Source organism: Nonomuraea sp. NPDC049400 (genome assembly GCF_044466425.1).
GTDB lineage: Bacteria > Actinomycetota > Actinomycetes > Streptosporangiales > Streptosporangiaceae > Nonomuraea.
Map to the genome: position 1 here is coordinate 48265 of NZ_JBITMP010000008.1, position 15846 is coordinate 64110.

A 15846-nucleotide genomic window follows, 5' to 3' on the forward strand; every position below is an offset into this window, starting at 1 on the left:
GCCGATGGAGGCGAGCCGGGCGGCGGGTCACGGCCTTCTCCGGCGGGCTCGGCGACCGCGTCACGGTCACGCGCACGGTGAGGCCCTGCGAGGGCGGGGAGGTCGTGCTCACTGCCTCGACGCCGTCGTGGCGTCAGCCGGGAGCCAGTGAACGCGGGGGCGGCGACGGACTCCCTAGCGCGGGAAGATGATCGTCTTGTGCCCGTCGAGCAGCACCCGCTGCTCGGCGTGCCACTTGACCGCCCTGGCCAGGGTCACGCACTCCACGTCGCGCCCGATGGCCACCAGGTCCTCGGGAGAGTGGCTGTGGTTGACCCTGGCCACCTCCTGCTCGATGATCGGCCCCTCGTCCAGGTCGGAGGTCACGTAGTGGGCCGTGGCGCCGATCAGCTTGACGCCGCGGTTGTGGGCCTGGTGGTACGGCTTGGCGCCCTTGAACGACGGCAGGAACGAGTGGTGGATGTTGATCGCCCGCCCGCTCAGCTTCTCGCACAGGTCCTGCGACAGCACCTGCATGTAGCGGGCCAGCACCACCAGGTCCACCTGGTAGTGCTCCACCAGGGCCAGCACCTCGACCTCCTGCTTGGGCTTGGTCTCCGGCGTGACCGGCAGGTGGTGGTAGTCGATCCCGTACGACTGCGTGAGCGGGCGCAGGTCGGGATGGTTGGAGACGACCGCGACGATCTCGACGTCCAGGGACTTCGACCTGACGCGGTAGAGCAGGTCGTTCAGGCAGTGGTCGAACTTGCTGACCATGATCAGCACCCGCGGCTTCCTGGCCACGTCGCGAAGCTTGAACTCCATGGCGAAGTCCGGCGCGAGCGCCGCGAAGGCCCCGTTGAGCTCGTCCTCGCCCAGTGCCCCGGCGAACTGCACGCGCATGAAGAAGCGCTGTCCGACCCGGTCCCCGAACTGCTGGCTCTCGATGATGTTGCACCCTTTTCCGGCCAGCAGGCCAGAGACGGCGGCCACCACACCGGGCCGGTCGGGGCAGGACAGGGTCAGAATGTATTCGGCGGAGCCGCTCATTGCCTTCACTCTCGCAGGCGTCGGGTCGTCGGTCGCCGCTGAGCCGATCTTGGCAACGGATCGGGCCGGCGGCCATCACAGAGAGTACCGGACTGAGGCTCCGCGGCCGATCGTCCATCATCCAGTCGATCCCGGGTAGTTATCAGGACATCACGGGTTTGGGAGGGGCAACCCGATCCTTCCGTTATGAGGGTTGTCCCGTGGGCTGGGATGGAGCGCGTCTGTTTGGATGCCATCGTACTGATCGTGGTCGCTGGGCTCTTCGCCGTCGTGTCCGGGGTCAACGATGGGGGCGCTCTCCTCGCCACGGGGCTCAAGCTGCCCACGATCCGTCCGGCCACCGGCGTCCTCGTGCTCGTGCTGCTCATGGTGACCGTCCCGGTGGTCACGCACCAGGTGGCGGTGACGTTCGTGACCAGGCTGGCCTCGTTCCACGCGCCCGGCGGGGCGACGGCGATGACCATCGCGGTGATCTCGTCACTGGCGGTGGTGGCCTGGTTGAGCGCGAAGGGCCGGCCGACCAGCCTCACGCTGGCCATCGTGGGCGGGCTCACCGGGGCGGGGCTGGGCTGGGGACTGCCGGTGTCGCCGGGGTCGGTGCTGCTGGTGCTGGCGTTCGGCGTGGCGGCGCCCCTGGTGGGCGGGTCGCTGGCCTGGGTGCTCATCCGGGTGCTCCTGATGAGCACCACGGCTCATGGGCTGTGGCGCTGGCATCAGGCGGGGTTCCTGGTGCAGAGCGTCGCCTACGCGGCCAACGACGGGCAGAAGATGCTGGCGGTTTTCATGATCGCGTTCGGCTTCTCGGACGCGCCGCTGCCGTACACGTCGCTGGTGGCCGCCCTCTTCGGGCTCGGCACCCTGTACGGGCTCCCCAAGGCGGGCCGTACGCTCGGCCGCGAGCTCATCGTCTCCAGGCCCGCGCACGGAGTGGCGGCCGAGCTGGCCGCGGGCGTGGCGGTAATCGCGTGCGCGGCCGTGGGTATGCCAGTGAGCATGAGCCAGGCCATCGCCGGTGGGCTCATCGGCGCCGGTGTGGCACAGGGCGGCGGCCGGGTCCGCTGGTACGCCGCCGTCAAGATCGTCGCGGCCTGGTGCCTGACGCTGCCGGCGAGCGCGCTGCTGGGCTGGGCGCTGGCGGTGCTCGTGAAGGGGTTCGCGAGCATGGGACTCTCATGAAGGGACGGCGAACGTGAAGCGCCTTTGCTCTTCGGCTGGGGCGGGGCAGTGAAGCGGCTGCGGCGGATCCGTGACCTGATGACCGGTCGCATGGACAGCGCGCTCACGGGGGCCCTGCTCGGCCAGCTCGCGGCCACCAAGGAGGGCGCCTGGCTGGCGATGGCCATGATCGGTGGCGAGGTCGGCAGGACGGGGGCGCACGAGCAGATGCGCGTCATCGAACACCTCGGCGACGAGGAACGCGCCAGCCTCATCGAGGAGCTCAAGACGGCCGTGGTCACGCCCATCGACCGGGAGGACCTGTTCCGGTTGTCACGTGCGATCGACGACGTGCTGGACTCCTTGCGGGACTTCGTCCGCGAATCCCATCTCTACCGGGTCCCCGACCAGATCCGCTTCACTCCCATGCTCGACCAGGTCATCGTCGGCATCGAAGCCCTGGAGAGCGCCGTCCGCGACCTCGCCTCCCGCCCGTCCGCCGTGGCCCAGGACGCCCTGGAGGCTAAGAAGACCGGCGGGGCCATCCGGCGGATGTACCAGTATGAGATCTCGCGCATCTTCTCGGGAGAGCTGACGGCGGATGCGATGAAGGAGCGGGAGCTGGTGCGCCGCCTTGAGATCGTCGGGGTGGCCATCGGCAACGCGGCGGACGCCATTGCCGACGGCGCGATGAAACGGTGACGAATCGCCCAGGACAACGGTCACTGACGTCACGCCGCGCGGGCGGCGTGACGTCAGCGGCGCTCACCGCGTGAGGCCGAGGGGACCCGCGAGGTCGGTCAGCTGGGTCAGGGCGTGGGCGAGGTCGGGTGCATCCGGGGAGAGGGGCTGGATGGCCACGTGGTCGGCGCCCGCGTCGAGGTGGGCCTGGATGCGCTTGGTGACGGCGCCGGCATCGCCCCAGGCCACGATGGCGTCCGCCAGGCGGTTGCTGCCTCCGTCGGCGAAGTCGTCGTCCGTGAAGCCCAGCGTGCGCAGGTTGTTGAGGTAGTTGGGCAGCGTCAGGTAGTAGGCCAGGTGGGCGCGGGCGATCTCGCGGGCGCGGGTGGGGTCTGGCTCCAGGGCGACCGCCTGCTCGGGAATCAGAAGGCGGTCGCGGCCCAGGATCTGGCGGGCCTGGGAGGTGTGCTCCGGAGGGACGAAGTAGGTGTGGGCGCCGTCGGCTCTGTCTCTGGAGAGCTCCAGCATCTTCGGCCCCAGGGCGGCCAGGATCGTGGGGGCAGGGGACGGCGGTCTGGGGAGGATCTGACCGGCCTGGTCCATGCCCTCCAGGTAGGAGCGCATCGCGGCCAGGGGCTTGGTGTAGTCGTGGCCGCGGCCCTTGACCAGGGAGCCGTGGCTGACCCCTATGCCCAGCAGGAAGCGGTCGGGGAAGGCGTCGGCCAGCGCGACCCGCCCTGCCTCCATGGCCATGGCGTCGCGGGCCCAGAGGTTGGCGATGCCGGTGCCGACCGCGATGCGCTCGGTGGCTGCCAGAAGGACGGCGGACATGGCGAGCGGCTCCTTGCTGCCTACGCCCTCGTTGACCCAGAGCGAGCCGTAGCCCAGCTCCTCGATCCGGGCCGCCGCGCGCCGCGACTCCTCGGCGGGGGCCTTGTTGATCATGGGATGCCACACTCCGACGCGCCCGATGTCCACGGCCGCTCCCCTCGCGTAGGATGTTCGATCGAGATGGAACACTACACTGGTGTTCGACCACAGTCGAACAGGACACGCGGCCTGACGCACACGTCCCCGCTCGAGGTCTCGCTGCAGGCCGCCCTCGACGCGCTGGGCGATCCGATCCGCCGCCGCATCGTGCGGGAGCTGGCGGGCGCCCCCGACTGGGCGCGCGCCTGCGGCACGTTCTCCCACCTGCCCGTGGCCAAGTCCACGCTCAGCCACCACTTTTCGGTGTTACGCAACGTGGGGCTGCTCGAGCAGCGCGACGAGGGCGCCCGGCGGCTCAACCGCCTGCGCCGCGACGAGTTCGACGGCCGCTTCCCAGGGCTGCTCGCGCTCGTCCTGGACGAGGGGCAACCCGAGCCCTGACCGCTGTGTAACGTCTGTCCGGTGAACTCCACAGCGGGAGAAGAGACCAGAACGGGCAGCAGCGACCGCCCCGCCGCCCGTGTCGTCTGCCTGGATCGCGACGGCAGGGTGCTGCTGCTGCACTGGCACGACTCGGTCAGCCGCACGGACGTCTGGGAGCCACCCGGCGGCGGCATCGACCCCGGCGAGACGGCGCTCGAGGCGGCCAGGCGGGAGCTGACCGAGGAGACCGGGCTGCCGGGATCGGCGGTGCAGGAGCGGTTCGTCGAGGTGGCGCGCGACTTCACGTGGCTCGGGGTGCGGTACGTGCGGACCGAGCCGTTCTTCCTGGCCACATTCGACGAGACCCGGCCCACACTGGATCCGGGAGAGCTCACCGAGGAGGAGCGCGAGACCTACCGCGGTTACGCGTGGGCCGAGGAGTTGCCTGACGGCGTCGAGCCGCCCGAGCTGGCCGAGGTGATCGAGAAGCTCGCGCGTTAGGCCAGGCGCACCGTGGTGCCCGCCGAGGCGACGGACAGGTCACCGCCGTACGACTTCGCCGCCGCCGCCAGCGCGGGCTCCGCCGGCGTGTCCGGCCACAGGTGGGTGAGCAGCAGGCGGGCCACGCCCGCCGATGACGCGGTACGGCCCGCGTCCAGCGCGCTGGACAGGTACGGCGCGTCCTCTTCCGGCACCCGTTCCGGATATGTCGCCTCGGCCACCAGCAGATCCGCACCCGCCGCCAGCGCCACCAGCTCGGCGGACGGCCCGGTGTCACCGGTGTAGGCGATCACGCGACCTCCCGCGCTCAGCCGCAGACCGGCGTTCGGCACATGGTGCGGCAGGTCGAACGCGTCCAGCCGGAAAGGGCCGATCTCGTACGGCACGCCGGGGCTCAGGTCGTGCGCCACGAAGCTGCCCGCCAGCATGCGCCGGTTGTCCAGCGCCAGCACCGCATCCAGCGCGCCCGGCGGGGCGTACACCGGCAACGCGGGAGCCGGGACGTCCGCGAGCGCACGGGCGCGCAGCAGCGGGTTCAGGTCGGCGCAGTGGTCGGGATGGCCGTGGGTGACCAGCACCGCGTCGACCTCGTCCGCCCGCATGCGCTCGAGCAGCCGCGGCAGGGTGGCGTAGCCGGGGTCGACGAAGACGCGGAAACCCTCCGACTCCACCACGTACCCGCTGCACGCCTGCCCGGCCGCGGGCCAAGCGCCGCATCCCCCCAAAACGGTAAATATCAACATAACTCCCATACGAAGTAGGAAAAATTAGAGCGCCTCCTGGGCTGACTCAGCTCGGCGCCCTGCGGGGATGGCCCGGCCCGTCGCGGAAGTGGCCGAGCTCGTCCAGCGTCGTCACCAGGAGCTCGCGGAGCAGCCCGCCCGCCACCTTCTCATGCTCGGGCTCCACAGGCAGCCCCTTGCCCACCTTCTCCTGGTACACCTCGCGATCGCGCACGTCGGTGTACGGCAGCGAGGTCATCCCGACGGCCACCGCGATCCGGGTGCCGCCGCGGGGCAGGACGGCCACGGTGTGGGTGCGCAGGCACGTCTCGTCCGGCGCGCCGTACCAGCCGCTCTTGACCCCCGCCCCCGGCGATCGGATGGCCTCACGGACGCCGAACGCCTGCGACGCGCTGACCTGCCGCATCCACCCCATGATGGTCTCCGCGACCGGGTCACCCGCGACGGCGGCCTGGGCGAGCACCGCGTACGCGGTCGCCACCTCGTCGGCGGCCACCTCGACCGAGCCGAACCGGGAAGGGTCGCCGTTGGGCGGCGACCAGGCGACGCCGGTGCGCTGCCGGAGGTCGTCGAGGATGACACGCGGGCCGACGGCGAGCCACAGGTTGAGCGTGTCGGCGTTGGAGGACACGACCACGGCGGGCTCGGCGTGCCGCCGCCACCGGTCGGCGTCGGGGATGCGGGCCGCGCTCACCCACGCGTACAACGGCTTGAGCAGGGACGCGCAGCGCAGTCGCGCCAGGCCCGAGGTGACGCTCACCGTGCGGGCGGGTGGCCCGCCATAGCCGCGCCTGATGCCCGCGGCCTGGACGCTGGCACTGGGGTCGAGGTCCTTCAGCAGCTCGTTGAAGCCCACGTTTCCAACCGTAGACCTAAGGGGCACTCCCCCAACGGCCTTCGTACCACTCCGTGCTCGGAGGTTCGCCGGGCAGCTCGCTCACCCCAGGCGCGCGCAGCCCGTCGAGCGCGATGGTCAGCAGGCGCTCCTTGACGTGCGGATGCTCGCCGCCGGGCGCCGGGCGGCTGAACTGCTCCATGAGCAGCGAGATGTCGAGCGTGGTCACGTCGTTCCTCAGCATGCCGGCCTCACGGGCGCGGCAGATCAGCCGGTCGGCCAGCTCCGTGGACTTCCTCGCCGTGCGCCACATCTCGTCCGTGACCTCGATGGTGCCCGCGACCGGTGCGAGGGCGCCCGCCCGGTAACCGACGCACGCGCGTATGTACCGGCACAAACCCTCCCACGGATCGGGCTCGGCCAGCCCGGCCTCGGCCGCCTCCACCCCGCGTTCCATGGCGATCACGCACAGGCGCTGGAGCAGCTCCTCCTTGGTGCGATAGCGGCGGTAGAGGCTGCCCATGCCCACGCCCGCCGCCTTGGCGATGGCCGAGACCGGCGCGTCGAACCCCTGCGTCGTGAACACCTCGTGCGCCGCGCGCAACAGCCGCAGATCGTTACGTGCCGCCTCGGCCTGCCTCCCCCGTGTGCCCATGCCGTAGAGGATATTAGAATTTCGGAGCGAATCGCTCCGATAGAGAGAAGACTGACATGCGTGCGGTGGTCTTGAGGCAGTACGGCGGGCCGGAGATGCTGGTCGTGGAGGAGGTGCCGGACCCCGTGGCGGGGCCTGGACAGGTGCTCGTGAAGGTGTCGGTGGCGGGCATCACGTTCGTGGAGACGCAGGTGCGCGCGGACCGGGGACCGCGGCGGGCCGAGCTGCCGGCGATCCTCGGCAACGGCGTCGCGGGCACGGTCGTCAAGACGGGTGAGGGCGTGGACGAGGCGCTGACCGGCGCGCGGGTGGTCAGCACGCTGGGCGGTTACGGCGGCTACGCGGAGCTGGCGGTGGCCGGCGCCGCCGACCTGATCCCGATCCCCGACGGCCTGTCGCCCGAGGTCGCGGTGGCGCTGCTCGCCGACGGCCGCACCGCCGTGGGCCTCGCGCGGGCCGCCGCCCCGAAGCCCGGCGAGTGGGTGCTGGTCGAGGCGGCGGGCGGCGGCGTGGGGAGCCTGCTGGTGCAGCTCGCCGTCGCCGCTGGGGCCCGTGTGGTGGCCGCGGCGAGCAGCGCCGCCAAGCGGGAGCTCGCGGCGGGCCTGGGCGCGGAGCTGACGGTCGACTACACCGACCCTGCCTGGACGCGGCAGGTACGGGACGCGACCGGCGGCCTGGACCTGGTCTTCGACGGGGTGGGCGGCGAGATCGGCGCGGCCGCGCAGGGCCTGCTCAAGGACGGGGGCCGGTTGAGCGCGTACGGGATGGCGGGCGGTCCGATGACCACGCCGGACCCGCGCGTGACGGCGGTCGCCTGGCCCCAGGTGGACATGCGCGAGCTGGCCAGGGAGGCGCTGGCGCAGGCCGCCGCCGGACGCCTGCGCCCGGCCATCGGCGCCACCTATCCTCTGGCGTCCGCCGCCGAGGCGCACGCCGCCATCGAGGCCCGCACGGTCACCGGCAAGAGCCTGCTCACGATCTAGATCCACAAGGCTGGCGACGGGACGTCCGAGAGGGCGCCGCGCCCCGGGGCGTCACGAGAGGCCGGCCCGGCGCTCGTCCGCCTCGGCCTCGGCGTCGCGGCCGAGGGCGCGCAGGGCGACGGCGCGGTTGGTGTAGAGGTCGGGCTCGGGCTGGAGTTCGGTGGCCCGGGACAGGTCGTCCACCGCCCCCTCCAGGTCCCCGGCCGCGTACCGCAGCACCCCCCGGTTCCCCCAGGCGGCCGCGAGGCCGGGCGCGCGCTCAACCGCCAGGTCCAGCGCCTCCCGCGCCTCCCCGAGCCGCCCCGCCGCCGTCTCCAGCTGCCCCAGCACCGTGAGCAGGTGCGGGTTGCCGGGCGCCAGGACAAGCCCGGCCGCGACGTCGGCCCTGGCCTCCTCGTCCCGGTCCGCGGCGGCCAGCAGCCCGGCCCGGTTGATGTACGCGTCCAGGTAGGCGGGGTCGAGCTCGATCACCCGGCCCAGGTCGGCCAGCGCCTCCTCGATGTCGCCCCGCACGGTACGCAGCTCCGCCCGGTTGTAGTACGCCTCGGGCAGCGGCGGCCCGGCCCGGATGGCCCGCTCGAAGTCGGCCAGCGCCTCCTCGTGCCGGCCGAGCTTGAACAGCAGGTTCCCCCGTTCCAGGTAGTAGTCGGGGAAGGCCGGGTCCAGCGCGATCGCCGCCGTGTAGTCCTCCAGCGCCTCCTTGACGTGCCCGAGCGCGGCCAGGAGCTGCGCCCGGTTGGCCAGCAGCACCATCCTGTGCAGCGGATGCCGGTCACCCAGCTCGCCCGCCAGGTCGATGGCCGACTCGACCAGCGACAGGGCCGCACCCAGCCTGCCGAGCCGCAGCTCGATCAGTGCCAGGCCGTTGCGGTCGAAGCCCAGCTTGAAGGCCCGTTCCGCAGGGTCGGGCAGCAGGCTGGAGATGGCGATGGCCTCGTTGATCCAGCGCCTGGCCCGGCCCAGGTCGCGGCGGGCGGGGTCGGGGTCGCGGGCGTCGAGCATGGCGGTGCCGTACGCACCGGCGGCGTGCATGGCCGGATCCTGACTGGCCGAGCGCACCCGGTCCCACACCGTCCGGGCGTCATCGGTGCGGCCGAGACCGCCGAGCGCGGTCGCGGTGCGCTGGGCGAAGCGCCACCAGCGCTCGCCGCCCGGCTCGGTCCGCGACATGCCGCGCTCCCCCAGCTCGGCGGCGGCATGCAGGAAGCCGTCGCGCATGCACCGGTCCACCAGGGCCCACAGCTCGTCCGTGCCACGGGTGTCGGGCGGAGGCTCGGGACCGCCGGAGTACAACGTGATCGCGAGCGTTTCCGGAGGGATGCGCCGCATCATGACGTCGAGCAGCTCGGTGTCCGTCGGGTCGGCCTCGGCGCCGTTGCACACCGCGATCGCCTGCCCAGGGCGTACGGCGTCGCGGAAGAACTCCGCGAGCCCGTTGGCCAGCCGCAGCGTACGGCGGGGCGCGGGCACGAGGATGCGCTCGTCGTCGGACAGATCGGCGTCGATCGTGACCCGCCTGGCCGGCACGAGATCCGCCAGCTCCGGCGCCGCCGCCCGGATCTCTATGTCATGGGCCGCCACCAGGTCACCGTCCCGTTCCAGAGCCCGCGGCACCAGGTGACGCAGCAGGGCGGCGGCGACAGTGTAAGGGCCGCGCGGCCGGCGATGCCCGTCGATCAACGGCGTCATCAGCCGCGCGGCCCTGTCTTGAGCGGATGGTTCGCCCTGGACTCTGAGATGGGACCTCGCCTCAGTCACCCCTTGTGAATGACACTGGAGGTCCCCGCGAGTCGCGCGGTGCCTGGCTTGCGGACAATGATGCGCTTCATGACGTACCTCTCCATTGGGGTTAATTCACCATTATTAGTGCACCTCGCCGAATATCAAGATTTATGGTGAATAAGTGGGAGGTCAAAGGATAAAAAGCGCTGCCCTTTTGATTGACACTTCTAACCTATTGGGAACGAAACCAGCGAGGCAATGCCTTCGTCCGGGCCTGCTCGGCTTCCTCCATCAAGTCACACAGGCACCGCCCGAGCAACGTGAGCGACTGGCAGCACCCCACCCCCGGCAGATTTCGAGCCCGCACGATGATCGTGGCCCGCTCGATCAGCCGCTCGAGGCTGGGCTCCCCGCCGCCCTTGAGCGAACGGGTGTGCCAGGGGCAGGACCCGGTGTTCACGCAGGCACTTTTGTCGATGTACGCAGGGGGACCGCCGTCGAGGCGCAACTGATCCTCACGTTTGATCCTCAGATCGGCCAGCGCCTTGGCCGCCCGCGCCGTGACGGCGAGCAGATCCCGCCTGCCGTGGGAGTGCTCCTTACCCAGGGCGGTGGTCCTGGAGGGGAGGGCGAGCAGCATGGCGCCGGCCATCAGACCGCCGCCGACGATCATGCTGCAGTCCACCTTCTCCTGGAACCAGATCACCGAGATCGCGGCCACCCAGAGGGGCTGCGACGACATCAGGATCGCGCTCGGCACGGCAGGCACGTGCGCCTGACCGTACGAGCGGGCCAGGAATCCCAGCGCGCACGACACCACGGCAAGATGCCCGAGTATCAGCCAGTCGGGGCCGTTCGACGGCAAGGAGATCCCGTCACGCACGGCCACGACCCCGGTGAGCAGGCCGATGGTGAAGAGCTGGATCACGGTCAGCGCGTACGCGTGGAAGGGCTCCCCCCGCTTGGACAACTGCGCGAGCAGCAGCGTGTGGCCGGAGTAGAGGGCGGCCGCGGCCAGCGTGACCCCGAGCGCCAGCACGGAGACGTCGTGATCCTCCATCCCGCGCAGCAGCGTGAACACGGCCATGCCGGCCAGCGCGAGCACGACCCCCGCCCAGATCCGCCGCTGGACCTTCGCCTTGAACACGATGAGCGCCAGGATGGGCGTGATCACCACGCTGCAGCCGACCGCGAAGCCGGACAGGGAGGACGGCAGGCTGTGCAGCGCGATGGCCTGGCCGGCCTGACCGACCCCGAACATCACCCCGAGAACGACCCCGTTGATCCACGTCTTGCGTGGCAGCCCCCGTAGGCAGCCCGGCCGGATGAGGAGGAGCGTGAGCGCGGCGATCAGGTAGCGCTCGGCGAGCAGATCCTCGACTGCTAACCGGTGGATGAGATCCTTCATCAGCGGAAACGCCGACCCCCATGCGGCGCTGACGAACAACAGAAGCACAGCTCCCAGGAGGGGGCGGGGAGCGGGTACGACTGCCATGGCAAAAGCATCTCACTACTATTCGCAGCCGCAGATGTACAGGGAGCAGCCGGTGAGGTTCCTCTACAACTCGGTGTTAAGAGCCTCACCCGCGGGTTCGTACATCCATATCCGCGGCAGAGAGAGTGACCGTTTCAGGACGGCAGTCGCTGCGCGATTCGGCGGGTGACGGAAGGGACGCCGGCGGAAGGGGCACGCCGGGAGGGCCCGGGAAAGATCACCGGGGAAAGCGGATGCACGGCCCCGGAGGGGTGAGGTGGGGCCCGCGCGAGAAGGGCTTCTAGAGTTCGACGACCACGGGAGGGATCAGCCGTTTCTCTCCGTAGACGACGGTCAGGTCACCGACCCGGTGTCTCGAGAGCTCCCGCCATCCCTGGCGCTCGTACAGCGACAGCGCGGCCTGCTGGTTGAGCGTGGTGTCGCCTCTGACGCGCTCGAAGCCGAGCTCCACCGCGCGTTGTTCCAGCGCGTGCAGCATGGCCGCGCCGAAGCCGCGCCGTTGGTACTCGGGGTGCACGCGCAGCCGGCAGATCTCGGCCGTGCACGTGTCGACGGGTTTCAGCCCGCCCATGGAGACCACCCGCGAGCCGAGCTCGCCGACCAGGAAATCGCCGCCGCAGGCCACGTAGATCTCCTGGATGCGCGGGAAGTCGTCGTCGTAGTAGACGCCGTCGCCCGGCATCAGCCCCACCTCGGCGAGGCAGATCCGGTGGAGGACGAGGATGGTGTCGAGGTCGGACCAGCGATAGCGCCGGATCTCCAACTTCATGCACCGCCCCCCTTCAGCTGGGCCGTCCTGGGCCGGCGCAGCTCGGCCCTGAACTCCTCGAGTTTGGCATGGTTGGCCTCGCGCGCCATGATCGCCTGTTCGAGCGCCAGGGCGGGACGCATGATGAAGTCGGTCAGATACTCGTCACTGACCATCCGCAACGCCTTGGTGCCGATCTCCAGCGCGGAGTCGACCTCGCCGGCGATCAGGCGGCACTGGGCCTGGTCGAGCCGGATCAGCGTCTGGTCGAGGATGTGGTCCTCGTACTTCTCCAGCGCCTGGTCGAGCACCACCTCGGCCTCCAGCGTCTGGCCGAGCTTGGTGAGCACGTCGCCCTGGTAGAAGTAGAGCTGCTTCTCCGTGTAGCCGAAGGCCATGTCCTCCTGGTCTTCGCTCTTCATGTGGGAGAAGGCGCTGCGGGCCCTGGCCAGTGCGCGTTTGGCCTGGTCGACGACCTCTTTCTTGCTTTCTGACCCGGAGAGCATGGCCAGCGCCCTGGCCTCGACGACCGGCGCCATGGCCTGCGCGGGGCAGGGCGTGGAGCCGGCCAGGTCGCGGCTCTTCTTCGCCAGGTTGAGCGCCTCGCGGGCGTCCCCGAAGTAGAGGGGGACGAGCGACTCGCGGGCGGTGATCCACGCGCGCAGCGCGCGGTCGCCCGTCTCGTCGGCCGCGGTGCGCCCGGTCCTGAAGAAGGAGCGGGCCAGCCGGTGGTCACCGAGATTGATCATGATCATGCCGCTCAGCCCCGACAGCTGCGCCGCCATCCGCAGAAGGCGGTCCTGCAGGTCGATGGGCTGGCGGCGGGACATCGCCGTACGCACGGCGCTCATTTCGAGCAGCACGTCGCACAGGAGCCGCAGCGGGGCCGTCGTCGTGTATTGACGGCCGAAGCTGAGCGTGGCCTCCTCCCACTGGTCGAGCATCGCGGCGGACACGGTGGCCGACACGAGTGTCTCGTCCATCCGGCGTCTGATGCCCTCGCACGCGCCGAGAATGGGCCCGTCGAGCGTTGTGACCAAGCGGGTCTCAGGGTTGAGCAGGTTGAGCAGCGTGCGGCGGAGGATGTTCTCGTCCTCCTCAGCCTCCGACTCGGTGACCATCGGCGTGAGCAGCAACTCCCGCTCCGTCGGCAATAACGGCCGCTGCTTGGCCTCCGCGACGACACTGGGGACTGCCTGCAGGCGGTGCCCGCGGCCACAGATGCACGGCCCGTCGTAGCCGAGCTCATGCGGCTCGACGCGATAGACGGTGCACAGGTAGTGCATGTATTCGGGCCCTGGGCGCTTGAGCCCGCTCTCGTAGGCGGACAGCAACGTCTCGCCGATGCCGGGCATCGACTTGTCGTCGCGCTCGAACAGGGCTCTGATCTGCTCGACGACGTCTGCCAACGCGATGCCGTACGACAGGCGGTGTGCCTTGATGCGGCTGGTGCCGAACTGGGACGTGCACTGCTCATGGATCTCGTCAGCTATCTGGGCCGAAGTCCGCCCGGCGGCCAGGCCCTTGGCCCTGATCCGCCGGGCGATCTCCGTCTCCCTGTGCTGTCTGCCGGCCATCCCGGCCCCTCTCGCGCGTGTCTCGACCGGTCCACAACTGGTGACTCAGCGTAGCGTCCACGTCGCTGTGCGCCTACCCAAGAGTGTGAACCAATGTCGGCAGGATGGAAACGCCCGCCTCCAAGCCTACGGATAAGGATCGTCCTCCGAGGGACTGTTTCTTACAACCCATGAGGTAGAAGCAACTCCCTGTGAGCGGGGGACCACCGTTGCGCACACCGTTGACATGAGCCATCTTTGGCGCACCAGCCAGATTCCCAAAGAGGGAGGGGACTAACGGTGGGGGACGACAACTTCGAGCATCTGAACCGTCTCGTGTCAGAGCTCGGCGCTCACGGACTGCTCGCACGGGTGGTCCAGACACAGGGCGGGCGTACGTTCGCACGGGTCATCAACCCGAACGCGACGAGCCTGTCGGAGAACGTCACCTGTCGGTCCACGAGCACGTCCGACATGCAGGACTGGTGGTACTGCTGGTCCTGGGGCGAGCGGATGCACAAGGCCGACGATCCGGCTGGGGCGGCCACCAAGGTCGCACGCGTGCTGGCCGCCGTGGGGGAGTGACGACGCGGTGACCCGGGTGGAGCGCAGCCACCACGGCTCACCGCACCCACGACGGCGTCAACGGAGCCGGCGGGGTGGCCGGTGCGGAGGGTTCCCGTATGCCGGAGCCCTGGTCGCCCCGCCGGTTCCGGCCCCAGGCGCGGCCGGACGTCGTGCCGCGCCTGCGTAAGAGCCGCCTGCCTGGTCCGCCGGGCAGGTGTTCGGGGGATCCCTCCCGGAACCGGCACGGGACATGCTTCCGGGTGCGTGTCCCGTCCCGAGCCGTCCGTCATCGGAGCGTCCGCTCTCTCCCTCCGCGGCCCAGAGAGCAGGCGACCCCGTCTTCCCCGGCGTGATGTGACGGCGGGCGGTCCGGTCGGCGGTATTTTTGGATCGAAACGGTCCAATGAGCCGACCGAACCGCTTCCGGAGGGGGATCTACCCAGTGTTACTGCTGGTGACACCGTCGCCACCACCCGCTTCCCCATCGAGCCTGCCCGATTTGGGAAGTATGGCCCAGGCAGTGAGCGTGACGTGCAAAAACGACCCGCTCTGCTCTACGCTAGCCGGGATGCTCGACAATGAGACCTGGGCGACAGTGGCGGCGACTGCGATCACCATTGTCCTGATCCTCGTGTTCGCGTTCGTGATCCGCAACATCGCGCACAGGATCATCACGAAAGTGGTCGACCGCGCGGCGACGGGTGGGTCGATCGCCAGCAGGTTCCGTAAGAACGCGGCTCCTGACGGCATCGACGCACTGCTGCACGAGCGGCGCAAGCAGCGGGCCGAGACCATGGGGTCGGTGCTCAAGCACGTCGCCTCCATCGTCATCCTCGGCACCGCGATCCTGACCGTGCTCGACCGGCTGACGATCCCGATCGCACCCCTGCTGACCAGCGTCGGCATCCTCGGCGTGGCCATCGGCTTCGGCGCGCAGGAGCTGGTCAAGGACTTCATCGCGGGCATGTTCATGCTGCTCGAGGACCAGTACGGCGTGGGCGACGTCATCGACGCGGGTGCCGCGGTCGGCACCGTGGAGGCGGTCACCCTGCGCGTCACCAGGCTGCGCGACGCCGACGGCCGCGTCTGGTATGTCCGCAACGGCACCATCACCAGGGTCGGCAACGAGTCGCAGGGCTGGTCACGGGCCTACGTCGACGTCCCCGTGGCCTACGACACCGACCTCACGAAGGTGCGGGCGCTGCTCGAGCACGTGGCTGAGGAGATCTGGGCCGACGCCGAGCTGCGCGAGAGCAAGATCGTGGAAGAGCCCCAGGTGTTCGGCGTCGAGCAGCTGTCCGACAGCTCGCTGGTCTTCCGCATCACCGCCAAGACACTGCCCACGGCGCAGGCGGAGGTGTCGAGAGAGCTCAGGATCAGGGTCAAGGCGGCGCTCGACACCGCCGGCATCGCCTTGGTCGCCACCGCATAGTCTATGAGCGTGAGCGAGACCTCCTTCTATGACGCCGTTGGCGGCGAGGAAACCTTCCGGCGCCTCGTGCACCGCTTCTACGAGGGAGTGGCGGACGACCCCCTGCTGCGGCCGCTCTACCCGGAGCCCGATCTGACGGCCGCCGAAGAGCGGCTGCGGGGCTTCCTGATCCAATACTGGGGCGGGCCCAACACCTACAGCCAGCAGCGCGGTCACCCGAGGCTGCGCATGCGGCACATGCCGTTCGTGATCGGCGAGCCCGAGCGGGACGCGTGGCTGCGGCACATGCGTGACGCGGTCGACTCGCTCGACCTGCCGGAGGAGCAAGAGACCAGGCTCTGGGACTATCTGGTCTACGCGGCCCACAGCCTGGTGAACTCACCTACATAGC

17 protein-coding genes are annotated in these 15846 nt (G+C 70.0%); 8 read left to right on the plus strand and 9 right to left on the minus strand.

Annotated elements, in window-relative coordinates; genetic code table 11:
- Positions 1–174: 174 nt before the first annotated feature.
- Positions 175–1029: a formyltetrahydrofolate deformylase gene (gene purU, locus ACIBVN_RS13880; RefSeq protein ID WP_397136073.1), complete on the minus strand. Its 855-nt coding sequence runs from the start codon at positions 1027–1029 to the stop codon at positions 175–177.
- A gap of 225 nt (positions 1030–1254) precedes the next feature.
- Between purU and ACIBVN_RS13885 the strand changes: the two genes are divergently transcribed.
- Positions 1255–2205 (plus strand): anion permease, encoded by a 951-nt coding sequence (locus ACIBVN_RS13885; RefSeq protein WP_397136074.1) that lies wholly within the window; start codon positions 1255–1257, stop codon positions 2203–2205.
- Between the two features lie 48 nt (positions 2206–2253).
- Complete coding sequence (locus ACIBVN_RS13890) at positions 2254–2886, plus strand: DUF47 domain-containing protein (RefSeq protein ID WP_397136076.1); 633 nt, start codon at positions 2254–2256, stop codon at positions 2884–2886.
- 63 nt (positions 2887–2949) lie between these two features.
- Here the strand turns inward: ACIBVN_RS13890 and ACIBVN_RS13895 are convergent, their stop codons facing one another.
- Positions 2950–3843: an LLM class F420-dependent oxidoreductase gene (locus tag ACIBVN_RS13895; RefSeq protein WP_397136078.1), complete on the minus strand. Its 894-nt coding sequence runs from the start codon at positions 3841–3843 to the stop codon at positions 2950–2952.
- A 33-nt stretch (positions 3844–3876) separates the two neighbouring features.
- Here ACIBVN_RS13895 and ACIBVN_RS13900 point away from each other — a divergent pair, with 33 nt between their 5' ends.
- Together ACIBVN_RS13900 and ACIBVN_RS13905 are read left to right on the plus strand one after the other, a co-directional pair.
- Positions 3877–4236 carry an ArsR/SmtB family transcription factor gene (locus ACIBVN_RS13900; RefSeq protein WP_397136080.1) on the plus strand — a complete coding sequence of 120 codons (360 nt, stop codon included), beginning with the start codon at positions 3877–3879 and terminating at the stop codon, positions 4234–4236.
- 21 nt (positions 4237–4257) lie between these two features.
- Complete coding sequence (locus ACIBVN_RS13905) at positions 4258–4719, plus strand: NUDIX hydrolase (protein ID WP_397136081.1); 462 nt, start codon at positions 4258–4260, stop codon at positions 4717–4719.
- Here ACIBVN_RS13905 and ACIBVN_RS13910 read toward each other — a convergent pair.
- From ACIBVN_RS13910 to ACIBVN_RS13920, 3 genes are read right to left on the minus strand one after another with little or no spacing between them, the layout of a single operon-like run.
- On the minus strand, positions 4716–5471 hold the full coding sequence (locus ACIBVN_RS13910; protein WP_397136083.1) for an MBL fold metallo-hydrolase: 756 nt from the start codon (positions 5469–5471) through the stop codon (positions 4716–4718). The genes ACIBVN_RS13905 and ACIBVN_RS13910 overlap by 4 nt on opposite strands.
- A 37-nt stretch (positions 5472–5508) precedes the next feature.
- Entirely contained in the window at positions 5509–6318 is an 810-nt protein-coding gene (locus ACIBVN_RS13915; protein ID WP_397136085.1) for a hypothetical protein, read from the minus strand.
- A gap of 16 nt (positions 6319–6334) precedes the next feature.
- A complete protein-coding gene (locus ACIBVN_RS13920) occupies positions 6335–6952 on the minus strand; it encodes a TetR/AcrR family transcriptional regulator (protein ID WP_397136086.1) in 618 nt (205 codons plus the stop codon).
- A gap of 56 nt (positions 6953–7008) precedes the next feature.
- Between ACIBVN_RS13920 and ACIBVN_RS13925 the strand changes: the two genes are divergently transcribed.
- Positions 7009–7935 (plus strand): zinc-binding dehydrogenase, encoded by a 927-nt coding sequence (locus tag ACIBVN_RS13925; RefSeq protein WP_397136088.1) that lies wholly within the window; start codon positions 7009–7011, stop codon positions 7933–7935.
- Between the two features lie 51 nt (positions 7936–7986).
- Here the strand turns inward: ACIBVN_RS13925 and ACIBVN_RS13930 are convergent, their stop codons facing one another.
- The 4 genes from ACIBVN_RS13930 to ACIBVN_RS13945 all read right to left on the minus strand — a co-directional run bounded on the left by ACIBVN_RS13930 (position 7987) and on the right by ACIBVN_RS13945 (position 13477).
- The gene (locus ACIBVN_RS13930; RefSeq protein ID WP_397136090.1) at positions 7987–9624 is read right to left on the minus strand and encodes a tetratricopeptide repeat protein; all 1638 of its coding nucleotides are present in this window, start codon (positions 9622–9624) and stop codon (positions 7987–7989) included.
- A gap of 265 nt (positions 9625–9889) precedes the next feature.
- Positions 9890–11152: a DMT family transporter gene (locus ACIBVN_RS13935; protein ID WP_397136092.1), complete on the minus strand. Its 1263-nt coding sequence runs from the start codon at positions 11150–11152 to the stop codon at positions 9890–9892.
- A 280-nt stretch (positions 11153–11432) separates the two neighbouring features.
- On the minus strand, positions 11433–11921 hold the full coding sequence (locus ACIBVN_RS13940) for a GNAT family N-acetyltransferase (RefSeq protein ID WP_397136094.1): 489 nt from the start codon (positions 11919–11921) through the stop codon (positions 11433–11435).
- A complete protein-coding gene (locus tag ACIBVN_RS13945) occupies positions 11918–13477 on the minus strand; it encodes an XRE family transcriptional regulator (RefSeq protein WP_397136096.1) in 1560 nt (519 codons plus the stop codon). The genes ACIBVN_RS13940 and ACIBVN_RS13945 overlap by 4 nt, the downstream gene beginning before the upstream one ends.
- Positions 13478–13756: 279 nt before the next feature.
- On the opposite strand from ACIBVN_RS13945, the gene ACIBVN_RS13950 reads away from it, so the two are divergent.
- The 3 genes from ACIBVN_RS13950 (at position 13757) to ACIBVN_RS13960 (ending at position 15845) form a co-directional block, all read left to right on the plus strand.
- Positions 13757–14041, plus strand: coding sequence for a hypothetical protein (locus ACIBVN_RS13950; RefSeq protein ID WP_349452213.1), 285 nt, complete (start codon positions 13757–13759; stop codon positions 14039–14041).
- Positions 14042–14591: 550 nt separating this feature from the next.
- Complete coding sequence (locus ACIBVN_RS13955; protein WP_397136099.1) at positions 14592–15455, plus strand: mechanosensitive ion channel family protein; 864 nt, start codon at positions 14592–14594, stop codon at positions 15453–15455.
- Between the two features lie 9 nt (positions 15456–15464).
- Positions 15465–15845: a globin gene (locus tag ACIBVN_RS13960; RefSeq protein ID WP_397136101.1), complete on the plus strand. Its 381-nt coding sequence runs from the start codon at positions 15465–15467 to the stop codon at positions 15843–15845.
- The last annotated feature ends 1 nt before the right edge of the window (position 15846 follow it).